This is a genomic window from Shewanella sp. ECSMB14101 (assembly GCF_000773485.1).
GTDB lineage: Bacteria > Pseudomonadota > Gammaproteobacteria > Enterobacterales > Shewanellaceae > Shewanella > Shewanella marisflavi.
The window spans coordinates 132,184-146,110 of sequence record NZ_JSFF01000011.1 but is presented as its reverse complement, the minus strand read 5'-3'; the positions used below and the strand labels follow the sequence as shown (position 1 = coordinate 146,110).

Genomic DNA, 13,927 nt, shown 5'->3' with positions numbered 1-13,927 from the left:
GCTAATCTATGGCTAGTCTTTGGCTAGTCTTTGGCTAGTCAATCGTTTGAAGAAAGTTCACCGCCCGGTCGAGATCCCGGGTGCGATGCATGGGTGGCAAGGAGTTGATAAAGGCCTGACCATAGGGGCGATTGACGATGCGGTTGTCGCACAAAATCAACACGCCCCTGTCTTTCTCATCACGAATGAGGCGGCCAACGCCCTGATTGAGCGAAATCACCGCCTGGGGCAGCGACAAGGCCATAAAGGGATCTTTACCCTCACGCTGCACCCCATCGGCTCTGGCCTTATAGAGGTTGTCGTCCGGCGACACGAAGGGCAGCTTGTCTATGATAACGCAGCTCAATAGCTTACCGCGCACATCCACGCCCTCCCAGAAGGCACCAGTGCCGAGTAGCACGGCATTGCCCAGTTGGCGGTATTTTTTCAGCAGTGTTTGCTTGCCCGCCTGCCCCTGCACCAACAAGGGATAGTCGACTCTGGTACTTAACATGCTTGCTACCAGATTAAGCATACGGTGGCTGGTAAACAGCATAAAGGTGCGCCCCTTGGCCGCGTTAATCGCCTTAACGGCTACCTCTACCAGCTGCTTTGCCGCCCGCTCCTGGCTGGCCACCGCCGCCAGATGGCGCGGCACACAAAACAGCGACTGCTGGGCATAATCGAACGGACTGTCGAGGATCGCAGTCTTAGCCGACCCCAATCCCAGGGAGTTTGTAAACAGTGATAGATCACGGTTGATCTGCAAGGTGGCCGAGGTAAAGATCCAGCTGACATCAGGGCTGAACAATGACTGGCACTCTTTGGCGACGTTAATAGGTGAGATCCGCAGCGTCAGGTGCTGATAGCCATAATCGACGCTATAGGCACTATTAGGGTTATCGCATTGAACAAACACGGTTAACTTGCTGAGCAGCGCATCGAATTTTTCGACGCCATCGTCAAAGGCCTCGTTACGGCCAAGATAGCCCAGCAGCAAAGTGCGATAGGCGCTGAGCTCAGCCACTAAGGCCCAGGAGGACTGCATCAAAGCTTTGTCACCGAGTAGCATGCGCCAGTCGCTCTGCTCCCTGGCAAACATCTGCTGCTGCCAACTCGATAGCATCACCTGGCAACGACTGCTCATGACGCCGATTTGCGGCGAGTCGGCCATCTCGGTGCGATACAAGTCGCCAAAGCGCTCCAGCAACTTCATCAGACTCTTGCAGCTCAGCTGCTGACCAAAGTAGGTCACCGCAATATCGGGCAAGAGATGCGCCTCGTCGAAGACAACGACATCGCTGTCGGGCAACAGCTCGGCAAAGCCTGTCTCTTTTAAGATACGGTCGGCAAAAAACAGGTGATGGTTCACCACTATGATCTTGGCATCCAACGCCTTGGCGCGGGCCTTGCGGGTAAAGCAGGCCTCATAATGGCCGCAGGCCTTGCCAATACAGGATTCTTTACTGCTCACCACCAAAGGAATGGCGGGAGAATTTTCGGTTACCGAATAGAGACTGCCGATATCACCATCGACGGTTTGCCCGGCCCACTGATTGATACGCAACAGATCGTCGAGGATCTTACCGTCGTTGACCTCGACACCACCCAGCTGCTTCTCCATCAAGTGCTGACAAAGATAGTTACTGCGCCCCTTAAGCAGCGCCACCTTAGGACGGATCCCCAGGATATTCAGCAATGCGGGCAGATCTTTAAAAAACAGCTGCTCCTGCAGATTTTTACTGCCGGTACTGACGATGACCTGCTTGCCACTCAGCAGCGCCGGCACCAGATAAGCATAGGTCTTACCCACCCCGGTGCCAGCCTCGACCACCAGGTTCTCTCCCTTTAACAGCGCCTCGCTGACCTGAGTGGCCATCGTTTGCTGTTGGGCACGACAACTGTAGCCGCCGATATGACGGCTTAGGCTGCCATCTTGGGCAAATACCTGCTGTACGTCCTGGGTCAGTTGCTTGTTCAACGAAGGGATACGCTTTGTAAATTCATTCAGGCATTATGCGTATTTTCGTAACCAGCACAAGCCACAAAATGTTTAGCCATTACCAGAGATTCTGAGTGCGACGGCATAGGCTTAGTTGAATAATTTTCAACCCACACAAATTAGCGCTTGCATACCCAGGCAAACTTGATTAGTTTAAATACAACTTAGGGCAGACAAGCTGCCAAGCAGATACGCAAACAGCGAGAGAAGACAGAACATGACACAGCGTTTGAATACTATCCATCATCACCATCATATGCGGTAGCCTTCGGATGCTTACTGCCGGAGGACTATTTCCTTCTGGCGGTTGATTCAATAGCGATCTAAAACCCCTGGAAGGAATTCCGGGGGTTTTTAGTTTCTAGCTTAAGATTTTGTTTTAAAAAGATTTAAACAATTTTACTGAATCAACAAATGAGGAATCATCCAATGTCAGAGTCAAACCGATTACGCATCGCCATTCAAAAATCCGGCCGCCTGTCAAAAGAATCGCAGAAGCTACTCAAGAGCTGCGGTATCAAGTTTAACGTCAACGAACAGCGCCTCATCGCCCACTCTGACAACATGCCTATCGACCTTTTAAGGGTCCGTGACGACGACATTCCTGGCCTGGTGATGGACGGCGTAGTTGACCTTGGCATCATAGGCGAGAACGTGCTCGAAGAGGAGCAGATCGAGCGTCAAACCCTGAACAAACCCAGCGAGTGCCTCAAGCTACGCCAGCTGGACTTCGGTGCCTGCCGTCTGTCACTGGCCGTGCCAACCGAATTTGCTTACCAGGACGCAGGTTCACTCGAGGGACTGCGCATCGCCACCTCCTACCCTAACCTGCTGCGCCGTTACATGCAGGAGAAAGGGATCAGCTATCGTGACTGTATGCTCAAAGGATCGGTCGAAGTCGCTCCTCGTGCGGGTCTGGCTGACGGCATCTGCGATCTGGTCTCCACCGGCGCGACACTGGAAGCCAATGGTCTGTATGAAACCGAAGTGATCTATCGCTCCATGGCCTGCATCATCCAATCGACTCAGGAGCAGAGCGAGGCCAAACAGGCGCTCATCGACAAAATTCTCTCTCGCATCAACGGTGTGGTACGTGCCAAGGAGAGCAAATATATCCTGCTACACGCCCCGACCGAAACACTGGATCAAATAGTCGCCCTACTGCCCGGCGCCGAGAACCCAACCGTACTGCCACTGAACGATGACACCAACCGCGTAGCGATTCACGCCGTCAGCAGTGAAGACCTCTTCTGGGATACCATGGAGGCCTTAACACAACTGGGAGCCAGCTCGATTCTGGTGATGCCAATCGAAAAGATGATGGGTTGATCTTATGACGACACAAACAGTAATGCAGTGCCTCGACTGGCAGGCACTCGATAACGACGCCAAACGCCAAGCTCTGTCCCGCTCGCCACTGATTGGCGATACCAATCTAGAGCAGCAGGTCAAGGGGATCATCGATCAGGTGGCAAGTCAGGGCGACGCTGCGCTAAAAGCTTTCTCAGAGCAGTTCGACAAGGTGACCCTCGACACCCTGCGCCTTAGCGATGAGGCGATTGAAGCCGCTGCCGCTAAAGTCGATGAGCAGATAAAAGCCGCTATCGAACAGGCCAAGGCGAACATAGAGACCTTTCACCAGGCCCAGGCGTTTAAAGCCATCGATCTTGAGACCCAAGGCGGGGTGCGCTGTGAGCTGCGAAGCGAACCTATTGAAAAGGTCGGCCTCTATATCCCTGGTGGCAGCGCGCCGCTGATCTCTACCGTGCTCATGTTAGCCCTACCCGCCAAGATAGCCGGTTGTCAGCAGCGGGTATTGGTCAGCCCGCCGCCAATCGATGATGCCATCGTCTACGCCGCCAAAACCTGTGGCATTACTGACATCTATCAAATTGGCGGTGCACAGGCGATCGCTGCTCTGGCGCTTGGCACAGAGTCAGTACCTGCCGTAGATAAGATCTTCGGTCCCGGCAATCGTTATGTCACCGAAGCTAAACGCCTGGTGGCCCAGGACAGTCGCACCGTGGTCAGCATCGACATGCCCGCCGGCCCCTCAGAGGTGTTAGTGCTCGCAGACAGCACCGCGAACCCCGACTTTATCGCCGCCGATCTGCTCTCCCAGGCCGAGCACGGCCCAGATTCTCAGGTGATGCTGGTGACCGACAGCCAGACATTGGCAGACGCCGTCAATCTAAGCCTTGTTGAGCAGCTGGCCAAGTTACCAAGGGTTGATATTGCCACCCAGGCCCTCAGCGCCAGTCGCACTCTGCTGGTTAAGGATATGACCCAGGCCGCCGAGGTTTCCAACCTCTATGGCCCTGAACACTTGATCATTCAAACCCAGGCCCCACGGCAGATACTTAACAATATTCGCGCCGCCGGCTCTGTGTTTCTCGGCGCCTACACGCCAGAGTCTGTTGGCGATTACGCCAGCGGTACCAACCATGTGCTGCCGACCTATGGCTACAGCCGCGCCGTCTCAAGTTTGTCATTAGCTGATTTTTGTCGCCGCTTCACGGTGCAGGAACTCAGCGCCGAAGGCCTACTGGGCTTAGGCCAATGTGTGATGACACTGGCCAGTGCTGAGCAGCTCGACGCCCACAGAAATGCCATTGCCGTGCGCCTTGCGACGCTGGCTAGCGAGGAGAAATAAGATGAGTATAAAAAATCTGTCTCTTGCCGAGCGCCTCGCAAGACCCGAGCTGTTGACCCTCGAGCCCTACCAATCGGCCCGCCGCATCGGCGGAGAGGGACAAATTTGGATCAATGCCAACGAGTCTCCTTTTAATAACAGCGACATAGAGGGCTTGAATCGTTACCCAGAGTGCCAGCCTCCTGAGCTTATTCAGCGCTACGCAGAGTATGCGGGCGTAAGTAATCAACAGGTGCTCACCAGTCGCGGCGCCGATGAAGCGATAGAGTTACTGATCCGCACCTTTTGTATCCCTGGGCGCGACAGTATCGCCTGCTTCGGCCCCACCTATGGCATGTATGCCATCAGCGCCCAGACCTTTAACGTCGGCGTCAAGGTGCTGCGCTTAGACAGTGAATATCAGCTGCCAACAGAGCTTGGCAGTCAGGTCGGCGACGCCAAGCTAGTGTTTATCTGCAATCCCAATAACCCAACCGGCACAGTCATAGCCCCGCAAGTGATAGAGACTGTTGTAGCGGCGCTGCCCGAAACTCTGGTGGTCGTCGATGAGGCCTATATCGAGTTTTGTCCTAACTACAGCATGGCAAGTCTGCTCGATAAGTATGACAACCTGGTGGTGCTGCGCACCCTGTCAAAAGCCTTTGCTCTGGCTGGCGCCCGCTGCGGCTTTATGCTGGCAAACCCTAAGATCATCGAGATGGTGATGCGGGTAATTGCCCCCTACCCAGTGCCGCTGCCGGTCGCCAAACTCGCCATTGATGCACTAAGCGAGCAAGGGATCGCCAGGATGCAAACCCAGGTGGCGCAGCTCAAAGCCAATGGTCAACGACTCGCTAATGCCTTAACCGCCGCGGGCGCGCGCGTCCTGCCCGCCTATGGCAACTTTGTGCTGGCCTACTTTGGTGACCAAGACAGCGGTCAAGGAAACGAGACTCAGGTCAGTGAGGTACAAGCGCGGCTTAAACAGGCTGGCGTGGTAGCCCGCGCTTACAAAGACCCGGCACTAGCCGATGCGATCCGCTTTAGCTTTACCAGCGACGCCCAAACCGACACGCTAATCGCCCTACTCGCGCCTGCAGTGTAACCAGAAAAGAATAAATAGCATTTAAGGTAGAACAACGATGAAACAGAAAATCCTCTTTATCGACCGCGATGGCACACTGATCGAAGAGCCGGTTACCGACAAGCAAGTAGACAGCCTGGCCAAGTTGGTGTTTGAACCTCAGGTGATCCCTGCGCTACTCAAGTTGCAAGCTGCAGGCTTTCGACTGGTGATGGTCAGTAATCAAGATGGCCTGGGCACCCCCTCATTTCCCAAGGATGATTTCGATGCGCCGCAAGATATGATGATGCAGATCTTCAACAGTCAGGGCGTAAAGTTTGATGAGGTGCTCATCTGCCCGCACTTCGACGACGAAAACTGCAGCTGCCGCAAGCCCAAACTTGGCCTGGTCAAATCCTACCTCACCGAGGGACGGGTCGACTTTACTCAATCGGCAGTCATTGGTGACAGAGAGACAGACCTTGGCCTCGCCGAAGCCATGGGCATAACGGGTATACAGTACAATCGCGAAACCTTGAATTGGGATGCCATTGCCGAACAACTGCTTGGGGGCAACCGCATCGCGACCGTCGTACGTACCACCAAGGAAACCGATATCAAGGTGACAGTGGATCTCGACAGTCAGCAGAAAAGCGCCATCAATACCGGCATAGGTTTCTTCGACCACATGTTAGATCAAATTGCCACCCACGGTAATTTCAAGATGGATGTGAAGGTCGATGGCGATCTTGAGATAGACGATCATCACAGCGTCGAAGATACGGCGCTGGCCATAGGTGACGCCCTCAGACAGGCGCTGGGCGACAAGCGCGGCATCGCCCGCTTTGGCTTTAGCATCCCTATGGATGAAGCCAGCGCCAGTTGTTTACTGGACCTCTCAGGTCGCCCCTTCATTAAATTTGAAGGCCAATTTGAGCGCGAAATGGTCGGCGAGATGGCCACCGAGATGGTGCCACACTTCTTCCGCTCCTTCGCCGACGGGCTGCGCTGCACCCTGCACCTCTCGACGCAGGGAGACAATGATCATCACAAGGTGGAAAGCCTGTTTAAGGTCCTGGGCCGTACATTGCGCCAAGCGGTGAAGATTGAGGGCGATGCCCTGCCATCCAGTAAAGGGGTGTTATAACCATGACACAAGACACGACCATCATAGTCGATACCGGCTGTGCTAACTTAAGCTCGGTGCGCTACGCCTTCGAGCGGATTGGCGCGAAGGTGGAAGTCAGTGACGATATCGACAAGATCAAGGCGGCGACTCGAGTAGTACTGCCCGGCGTCGGCACCGCAAAGGCGGCGATGGCCGCACTGAGCGACAAACAGCTGATCGACACCTTAGTGTCGCTCACTCAACCTGTACTGGGCGTCTGTCTCGGCATGCAGATGCTGACGCTAAGCTCACAGGAGCGCGGCGGCTATCTTGCCGAAGATGGAAACAACAATAGTAACGAGAATAAGCGCCAAGACTGCCGATGCCTTGGCCTGATCGACACCAATATCGAACAACTCGATGCTAAAGGACTGCCCCTGCCTCATATGGGCTGGAATCAGATAACCCCGAGCGAGCACCCGCTTTTTGAGGGTGTTGCAGCTGGTAGTTATGTCTATTTTGTCCACAGCTACCGCGCGCCCCTTGGCGACTTCACCATCGCCAGCTGTGACTATGGTGAGTCTTTTAGCGCCGCCATCGCCCAAGACAACTTTATGGGGGTGCAGTTTCACCCTGAAAAGAGTGCTGCCGTTGGCGCCACTATCTTGAAGAACTTTATGAAGATGGACAAAAACACCTTTGCTAAGGAGAAGGCCCAATGATCATCCCAGCAATCGATCTTATTGACGGTCAGGTGGTGCGTCTCTATCAGGGCGATTATGCCCAACAGACCACCTTCGACCACAGTCCCCTGGCGCAGCTGCAATCCTATCAAGCACAGGGCGCGACCTGGCTACACATTGTCGATCTGACCGGCGCCAAAGATCCCGATAAGCGTCAGACTCAGCTGATTGGTGATCTGGTGAACGGATTGGAGGCCAACATTCAGGTTGGCGGCGGTATTCGCAGCGAAGCCCAGGTCAAAGAGCTGTTAGAACTCGGTGTCAAACGGGTGGTGATTGGATCTCTGGCCGTGAAACAGCCCGAGTTAGTACAGGGCTGGCTCAAGACCTACGGCAGCGACGCCATCTGTCTGGCGCTGGATGTCAACATCAACGAGGCGGGTGAGAAGATAGTGGCCGTATCGGGTTGGCAAAGCGGCGGCGGTAAGACGCTGGAATCTCTGGTGGCCGCCTTTGCCCCCTATGGTCTTAAGCATGCTCTGGTGACCGACATCAGCCGTGACGGCACACTTCAGGGCAGCAATACCGAGTTATATCAAGAGATTGCCCAGCGTTACCCCGATATCGCCTGGCAGGCCTCGGGCGGCATTGCCACCTTAGAAGATGTGGCCGCGGTGCGCGATAGCGGCGCCAGTGGCATCATTATAGGTAAGGCGCTGCTGATCAATAACTTTAACGTGAAGGAGGCGATCGCATGCTGGCCAAACGCATAGTCCCCTGTCTGGATGTTCGCGACGACAAAGTCGTTAAGGGCGTGCAGTTTCGTAACCATGAGGTCGTCGGTGATATCGTGCCGCTTGCCGCCAGATACGCCTTAGAGGGCGCCGATGAGCTGGTGTTTTACGACATTACTGCCAGTGCCCACGACAGAGTTGTCGATAAAAGCTGGGTCAGCCGCGTCGCCGAGCAGATAGATATCCCCTTCTGCGTCGCCGGGGGCATCAAGAGTATTGAGCAGGCACGGGAGAAGCTGGCCTTTGGCGCCGATAAGATCTCCATCAACTCACCGGCGCTAAGCGATCCCAGCCTGATCGACCGCCTACAAGATGAGTTTGGCCGCCAATGTATCGTGATAGGCATAGACTCTTACTATGATGCTGACACCAACAGCTACAAGGTGAAACAGTTTACCGGTGACGAAGCCGCCACTAAAGATACCCAATGGTACACCCAGGACTGGGTGGAAGAGGTACAAAAACGCGGCTGCGGCGAGATAGTGCTCAATGTGATGAACCAAGATGGTGTGAGACAAGGCTACGACATCAAGCAGCTCAGCATGGTGCGCGCCATCTGCGACGTACCGCTTATCGCTTCAGGCGGTGCCGGTACCATGGCACACTTTTATGAGGTGTTTGCGGCGGCGAATGTCGATGCAGCCCTGGCGGCAAGCGTGTTTCATAAAGGCATCATAGACATTCAGGCGCTTAAGCGTTATCTACAAGATAAGGGTATTCAGATGCGCCTGTAGGGGTGCCATCATGCTCAAGGATTAAAAATGAAAAACTTAGAAGATTTCGACAGTTTAGATTGGGAAAAGCAACAGGGATTAGTGCCCGCCGTGGTGCAGAACCACCTCAGCGGAAAAGTCTTGATGCTGGGTTATATGGACAAGGCCGCACTGGCTCACACCCTGGCAAGCGGCAAAGTTACCTTTTTCAGCCGCAGCAAACAGCGCCTGTGGACTAAGGGCGAGACTTCAGGCAACACCTTAGACTTGGTCGCCATCGACAGCGACTGCGACAACGACAGCCTGCTGGTACAGGTGATCCCCAATGGTCCCACTTGTCACCTCGAACGGGAAAGCTGCTGGCCAGATGGCGAAGCCCATCCCTTTATCGACAACTTGGCGAAACTCATCAAATCCCGCAAGGGGCAAGATGCCAAGAGCAGTTACACGGCTCACCTATTCGAGCGCGGCACTAAACGCATCGCCCAAAAAGTTGGCGAAGAGGGGCTGGAAACCGCCCTGGCCGCAGCCACCCATGACAAAGAAGAATTGGTTAACGAGGCATCAGATCTCCTCTATCACCTCTTGGTACTGCTGGAAGATCAAGACCTCAGTCTTGAAGCGATCACCGCCAATTTACAAGAGCGCCACGGTAACACCAAATAAATTCAGTCTAATAAAATAAAAGCCCATCGGAGAGACACCGACGGGCTTAACATGTATAAGTAAAATTATTGACGAGTAAAATTAAGCGTTTCTTCGAGGACACCATCCCCATCTTCATCAACGCTCAAAACCAATACATTGTTTTCAACACTAACAAATAGCCCAAGCTCAGGATTTACGGCAAAATCAGTCAATCCCGTATCGCCATTGCTATCAAAGGTTTGTGTGACAGTCATACGATTTGTTTCACTATTAATAGCATAAGTGCCCCACTCCATTCCAGATTCCTCGGTAGGATCTCCGAAGTCAACTTCTGCATGAACATAAGTGCCGTCGTTATAAAAGATGAACATCAGTAGATCATTCTCATCTACATCACTACCATTACGATCCCTAACGACCCAAGTGCCAACAACACCATCATCAAGCAATGGATTAAACGAGATTGTACCATCAGATGTACCATCAGCATCTTCATCGATATCAAATACCAACTGACCATCGGTGACATCAGCAAACAGTCTTGGAGCCCATTCAGCCGAAGTGAAATCAGTTAAGCCAGTATCACCATTCTCATCAAAGATTTGAGTTGGTAACACTCGACCAGTGGTACTGTCTCGTTCATAGGTTCCCCACTCCATACCGGATATCTCTCCGTCCGCGTCTTCAAGATCAACCTCTAAATGAACATAGGTGCCATCATTAAAAAAGACAAAACTAAGCAGATCATTCATTGCATCACCAGTGCTAGCTTCAGCCTGATTCCATGTACCAACAATACCAACCTGTACATTGTTATCTCTAAGCTCTTTAGAAAGATGATCTAGCGCATCATCTTCAGAAATTAGCGCTGTCACAGCCGTATCCTGACCACCATTTTTTATTGTTGCTTGTACAGCCGGTAAAGCAGCAAAATCTGTGATACTTAAATTAAAATCTACAGGCTCCGCAGAATCAATAGCCATTTGAGTGATAGTTATACCATTGCTAGCATCACCATCTTTATCTAATGTTTGTAAAAGTCTTGCCATGTTCACGACCGACGAATTAGTCACATCTTCTGTCGCTGCAATACTGAGAGGCGTCACCACTCCTGTCGCTGCAGTCGCTGGAAATTCGAGGTCACCAATAAAGAAAGTAACTGTCTCACCCTCAATATAGTCATATTCGCCTTGCTCATTCGTTACACCACTTAATGTTTCCGTGCGATAGCCGATACCAATTACTGCACTATCAATGAAAACACCTGAACTAACTGTTGAAGTTGGCGGTGGGGTTACCGTTGGAGGTTTAGTCGTGTCATCATCACTTCCACAAGCAACAAGTGTGAATGAAAGAAGCAAAACAATCAGTTTATTATTCATGTCATTTTCCTTAACAACTTTAATTAAACTAGTGAACTATCTAAAAGTGCAAAGCAACATGTGAAGTGCAAAGCAATTTTAGATTAGAATATAAATCTAAAAATGGCTAACTTATGACTAATCCATATTAGCTCATTGATTTATTGAACATAAAATGGCTAACTAAGTAAGCCCCCCCTCAAACAGGCACCATCAGTCGCTATAGAAAACACTCTGTTTTCACGAAAAGAATTAAACGGAAATAGCTGTTGTCCATTGGCAGTTCTGCTACAATTTCGCGGTAATTTCTTCCTCTAACATTACACATAAAAAATAATACCCTATGAATCAATCAAACAAAGTTTTAGCCGTTAATGACGACCTGCCTATCCGTACCGATAAGCCGGTACATTCAGGTAAAGTCCGCAGCGTATATTGGTTAACCGCAGAAGACAGTGCACGTCTTATCCAGCAGAAGGGTTATGATGTTCCTGCCGATACACCACTGGCCATCATGGTGATCAGTGACCGTATCTCAGCCTTTGACTGCATCTGGCAGGGTGAAAATGGCCTCAATGGCGTGCCAGGTAAAGGCGCGGCGCTTAATGCCATTTCAAATCATTGGTTCAAGTTATTTAAGGAAAAAGGTCTCGCTGACAGCCATATCCTGGATGTGCCACATCCATTTGTGTGGATTGTTCAAAAAGCGCAGCCTGTAATGGTTGAAGCGATCGCCAGACAATATATTACTGGCTCTATGTGGCGCGCCTACAGCAAAGGCGAGCGCGATTTTTGCGGTATCACGCTACCTGAAGGCTTAGAGAAAGATCAGAAGCTTGAAGAAGTGCTGATCACCCCATCCACTAAGGGCGTACTGACAGGTCTTGAAGGCGTACCCGAAGCCGATGATGTGAACGTCTCTCGCGCCGATCTTGAGCGTCACCTCGAAGGCTTTAACTTCCACAGCAAAGACGATATCGACCTGTACGAAAAGCTGTTAAAAGAAGGCTTTGCCGTCATTAGCGAGGCACTGGCCGAGCAAGATCAAATCTTTGTCGACACCAAGTTTGAATTTGGTTATGTCAAAGGCGCCGATGGCAATGAAAAACTGATCTACATGGATGAAGTGGGTACCCCTGACTCATCACGCATCTGGGACGGCGAAGCTCGTCGTAACGGCAAGATCATCGAAAAATCGAAAGAAGGTTTCAGACAGTGGTTGCTAAACCACTTCCCGGATCCCGATATCCTGCTGAACAAAGAGCGTATGCCTGAGCGTTTTGCCCTGGCCAAAGATAACAAGCTGCCGACCGAAGTGATGATGGATATCTCTAACACCTATGTGGGTATCGCCGAGACCATTATTGGTAAGAAGCTAAACTTAAGCGACAATCCTCGCCAGGAGATCATCGATATTCTGCGCAATGAATATCAGCTGATCCAAGACTGATAGAATTTAGTGAAGAGCGCTGGTCAATCGACTTGTTGGATTAGCGCTTACCAGAAAGATTAAAAGGCCACATCCCCTAAAGGATGTGGCCTTTCTTTATAGCAATCAATAGATAGATGGCTCACCCGGAGGGCGGGTCCGCAGCAGTTTCAGGAACCACATATACTGCTCTGGATAGGCGTTGATCACTTGCTCAACGGCGCGATTAAGGGCTAACGCCTCATTTTCCTTACCCTGCATCTCATCGGGTGAAATAGGCGGCAATACGGTTAACAGATACTTGCGTTTATTCTGATCATAGCCAATCTTCACCGGCATCACTTGGGCATTTCCCGCCGAGGCTAGACGCCCCACGACAGGTAAAGTGGCCTTAACCGTTCCGAGAAACGGCGCGAAGACGCTTTTTTCTGGCCCTAAGTCTTCATCGGGTAGGTAGAAGAAGCTGTTATCGTTTTTCAACTCAGACAGCAGCGCTCGAATGCCCGCCTCACGCATGTAGATGTTGCCACCCTTAGAGCTGCGCATGCGGTTGTTAAACCAATCGAACAACTTATTGCGATGCGCCTTGGCCATTGAAACCATAGGCAGTTCAATATTTAAACGCAGCCCAGCATACTCTATGCCCCACACATGAGGCATAATAAAAATCACCGGTTGCCCCGCATCTCGGGCGCGCTGCACATGCTCAAACCCCTCAAGCTCTACGCGGCGGCGCAGATGGGCGTTAGATCGCAGCAGGAGTTCCGACTGAGCGAGCAAGATCATCACAAAATTTTCGATATTGTCATCGAGCAGTTTATTGACCTCAACCTCAGACATCTTCGGAAAACAGGCATTAAGATTGGCCCTGGCCACCTTTAACGGCTTCTTGGCTATCTTTTTAACCAAACGCGCCAACAAACGTGCAATGGGATCTCTAAGCCAAGCCGGCATTAAGCCAAACACCACTAAAATGCCGATGGCAAACCAGGTTAGCCAATACTTGGGGTGTAATAGTTCCGCGCGAAAGCGGCGATCGAAATACTTCGGCTTTTTAGACATGGTTTTTTTAGATACGGATTCTCTAGACAAGAGTACAACCTCTTACTCATCCAGTGCCTGTGACGACACATAGGCCTTAACAACAAATAATCAATTCAAAAGAAACAGAAAAAGCCACTCAAGGAGTGGCCTTCTCAATCTTATCGAGTCGGATTACTTACCGGCGTTAGCCTCTTCAACACGACTCTTTAGCTTTTGTCCCGGGCGGAAAGTCACCACGCGGCGAGCCGAAATTGGGATATCCTCGCCTGTTTTAGGGTTACGACCCGGTCTTTGATTTTTGTCCCTTAGGTCAAAGTTGCCAAAGCCAGATAACTTGACCTGCTCACCGTTCTCGAGAGCTTGACGAATTTCTTCGAAAAACGCCTCAACCATCTCTTTAGCAACTCGCTTGTTAATACCAAGCGTTTCAAAAAGATGTTCTGCCATTTCGGCTTTGGTAAGTGCCATACT

At 51.6% G+C, this 13,927-nt stretch carries 13 protein-coding genes and 1 other annotated feature; of the genes, 9 read left to right on the top strand and 4 right to left on the bottom strand.

The genetic code is table 11. The features are described 5' to 3' along the window. Positions 1-34: 34 nt before the first annotated feature. Complete coding sequence (locus NY07_RS10250) at positions 35-1,960, bottom strand: ATP-dependent DNA helicase (RefSeq protein ID WP_033539255.1); 1,926 nt, start codon at positions 1,958-1,960, stop codon at positions 35-37. Between the two features lie 261 nt (positions 1,961-2,221). Further along, positions 2,222-2,342, top strand: a sequence feature (His leader region). Positions 2,343-2,410: 68 nt separating this feature from the next. Between NY07_RS10250 and hisG the strand changes: the two genes are divergently transcribed. Genes hisG through hisIE form a run of 8 tightly spaced genes read left to right on the top strand, consistent with a single transcriptional unit; the run spans position 2,411 to position 9,640 of the window. Further along, positions 2,411-3,310, top strand: coding sequence for an ATP phosphoribosyltransferase (gene hisG / locus NY07_RS10245; protein WP_033539254.1), 900 nt, complete (start codon positions 2,411-2,413; stop codon positions 3,308-3,310). 22 nt (positions 3,311-3,332) lie between these two features. Continuing rightward, positions 3,333-4,634 (top strand): histidinol dehydrogenase, encoded by a 1,302-nt coding sequence (gene hisD / locus NY07_RS10240; protein ID WP_033539253.1) that lies wholly within the window; start codon positions 3,333-3,335, stop codon positions 4,632-4,634. Between the two features lies 1 nt (position 4,635). Then, a complete protein-coding gene (hisC, locus tag NY07_RS10235; protein ID WP_033539252.1) occupies positions 4,636-5,718 on the top strand; it encodes a histidinol-phosphate transaminase in 1,083 nt (360 codons plus the stop codon). Between the two features lie 37 nt (positions 5,719-5,755). Beyond that, positions 5,756-6,823: a bifunctional histidinol-phosphatase/imidazoleglycerol-phosphate dehydratase HisB gene (gene hisB, locus NY07_RS10230; protein ID WP_033539251.1), complete on the top strand. Its 1,068-nt coding sequence runs from the start codon at positions 5,756-5,758 to the stop codon at positions 6,821-6,823. Positions 6,824-6,825: 2 nt separating this feature from the next. Further along, complete coding sequence (hisH, locus tag NY07_RS10225; protein WP_033539250.1) at positions 6,826-7,506, top strand: imidazole glycerol phosphate synthase subunit HisH; 681 nt, start codon at positions 6,826-6,828, stop codon at positions 7,504-7,506. Beyond that, a complete protein-coding gene (gene hisA, locus NY07_RS10220) occupies positions 7,503-8,240 on the top strand; it encodes a 1-(5-phosphoribosyl)-5-[(5-phosphoribosylamino)methylideneamino]imidazole-4-carboxamide isomerase (RefSeq protein ID WP_033539249.1) in 738 nt (245 codons plus the stop codon). The genes hisH and hisA overlap by 4 nt, the downstream gene beginning before the upstream one ends. After that, positions 8,222-8,995: an imidazole glycerol phosphate synthase subunit HisF gene (hisF, locus tag NY07_RS10215; protein ID WP_033539248.1), complete on the top strand. Its 774-nt coding sequence runs from the start codon at positions 8,222-8,224 to the stop codon at positions 8,993-8,995. The genes hisA and hisF overlap by 19 nt, the downstream gene beginning before the upstream one ends. A 27-nt stretch (positions 8,996-9,022) precedes the next feature. Next, on the top strand, positions 9,023-9,640 hold the full coding sequence (hisIE, locus tag NY07_RS10210) for a bifunctional phosphoribosyl-AMP cyclohydrolase/phosphoribosyl-ATP diphosphatase HisIE (RefSeq protein WP_033539247.1): 618 nt from the start codon (positions 9,023-9,025) through the stop codon (positions 9,638-9,640). 65 nt (positions 9,641-9,705) lie between these two features. On the opposite strand, the gene NY07_RS19025 is transcribed toward hisIE, so the two are convergent. Continuing rightward, on the bottom strand, positions 9,706-11,004 hold the full coding sequence (locus NY07_RS19025; RefSeq protein WP_052125593.1) for a hypothetical protein: 1,299 nt from the start codon (positions 11,002-11,004) through the stop codon (positions 9,706-9,708). A gap of 322 nt (positions 11,005-11,326) precedes the next feature. On the opposite strand from NY07_RS19025, the gene NY07_RS10200 reads away from it, so the two are divergent. Continuing rightward, a complete protein-coding gene (locus tag NY07_RS10200; protein ID WP_033539246.1) occupies positions 11,327-12,433 on the top strand; it encodes a phosphoribosylaminoimidazolesuccinocarboxamide synthase in 1,107 nt (368 codons plus the stop codon). A 105-nt stretch (positions 12,434-12,538) separates the two neighbouring features. Here the strand turns inward: NY07_RS10200 and lpxM are convergent, their stop codons facing one another. Together lpxM and ihfA are read right to left on the bottom strand one after the other, a co-directional pair. After that, entirely contained in the window at positions 12,539-13,474 is a 936-nt protein-coding gene (lpxM, locus tag NY07_RS10195; RefSeq protein ID WP_033539245.1) for a lauroyl-Kdo(2)-lipid IV(A) myristoyltransferase, read from the bottom strand. A 153-nt stretch (positions 13,475-13,627) separates the two neighbouring features. Next, a complete protein-coding gene (gene ihfA / locus NY07_RS10190; RefSeq protein WP_011866012.1) occupies positions 13,628-13,924 on the bottom strand; it encodes an integration host factor subunit alpha in 297 nt (98 codons plus the stop codon). Between the last annotated feature and the right edge of the window lie 3 nt (positions 13,925-13,927).

Bases quoted from the DNA above. Each gene is read 5' to 3' on its own strand.
- hisG (WP_033539254.1), top strand. From the start codon at position 2,411: ATGTCAGAGTCAAACCGATTACGCATCGCCATTCAAAAATCCGGCCGC.
- hisD (WP_033539253.1), top strand. From the start codon at position 3,333: ATGCAGTGCCTCGACTGGCAGGCACTCGATAACGACGCCAAACGCCAA.
- hisC (WP_033539252.1), top strand. From the start codon at position 4,636: ATGAGTATAAAAAATCTGTCTCTTGCCGAGCGCCTCGCAAGACCCGAG.
- hisB (WP_033539251.1), top strand. From the start codon at position 5,756: ATGAAACAGAAAATCCTCTTTATCGACCGCGATGGCACACTGATCGAA.
- hisH (WP_033539250.1), top strand. From the start codon at position 6,826: ATGACACAAGACACGACCATCATAGTCGATACCGGCTGTGCTAACTTA.
- hisA (WP_033539249.1), top strand. From the start codon at position 7,503: ATGATCATCCCAGCAATCGATCTTATTGACGGTCAGGTGGTGCGTCTC.
- hisF (WP_033539248.1), top strand. From the start codon at position 8,222: ATGCTGGCCAAACGCATAGTCCCCTGTCTGGATGTTCGCGACGACAAA.
- hisIE (WP_033539247.1), top strand. From the start codon at position 9,023: ATGAAAAACTTAGAAGATTTCGACAGTTTAGATTGGGAAAAGCAACAG.
- NY07_RS19025 (WP_052125593.1), bottom strand. From the start codon at position 11,004: ATGAATAATAAACTGATTGTTTTGCTTCTTTCATTCACACTTGTTGCT.
- NY07_RS10200 (WP_033539246.1), top strand. From the start codon at position 11,327: ATGAATCAATCAAACAAAGTTTTAGCCGTTAATGACGACCTGCCTATC.
- lpxM (WP_033539245.1), bottom strand. From the start codon at position 13,474: ATGTCTAAAAAGCCGAAGTATTTCGATCGCCGCTTTCGCGCGGAACTA.
- ihfA (WP_011866012.1), bottom strand. From the start codon at position 13,924: ATGGCACTTACCAAAGCCGAAATGGCAGAACATCTTTTTGAAACGCTT.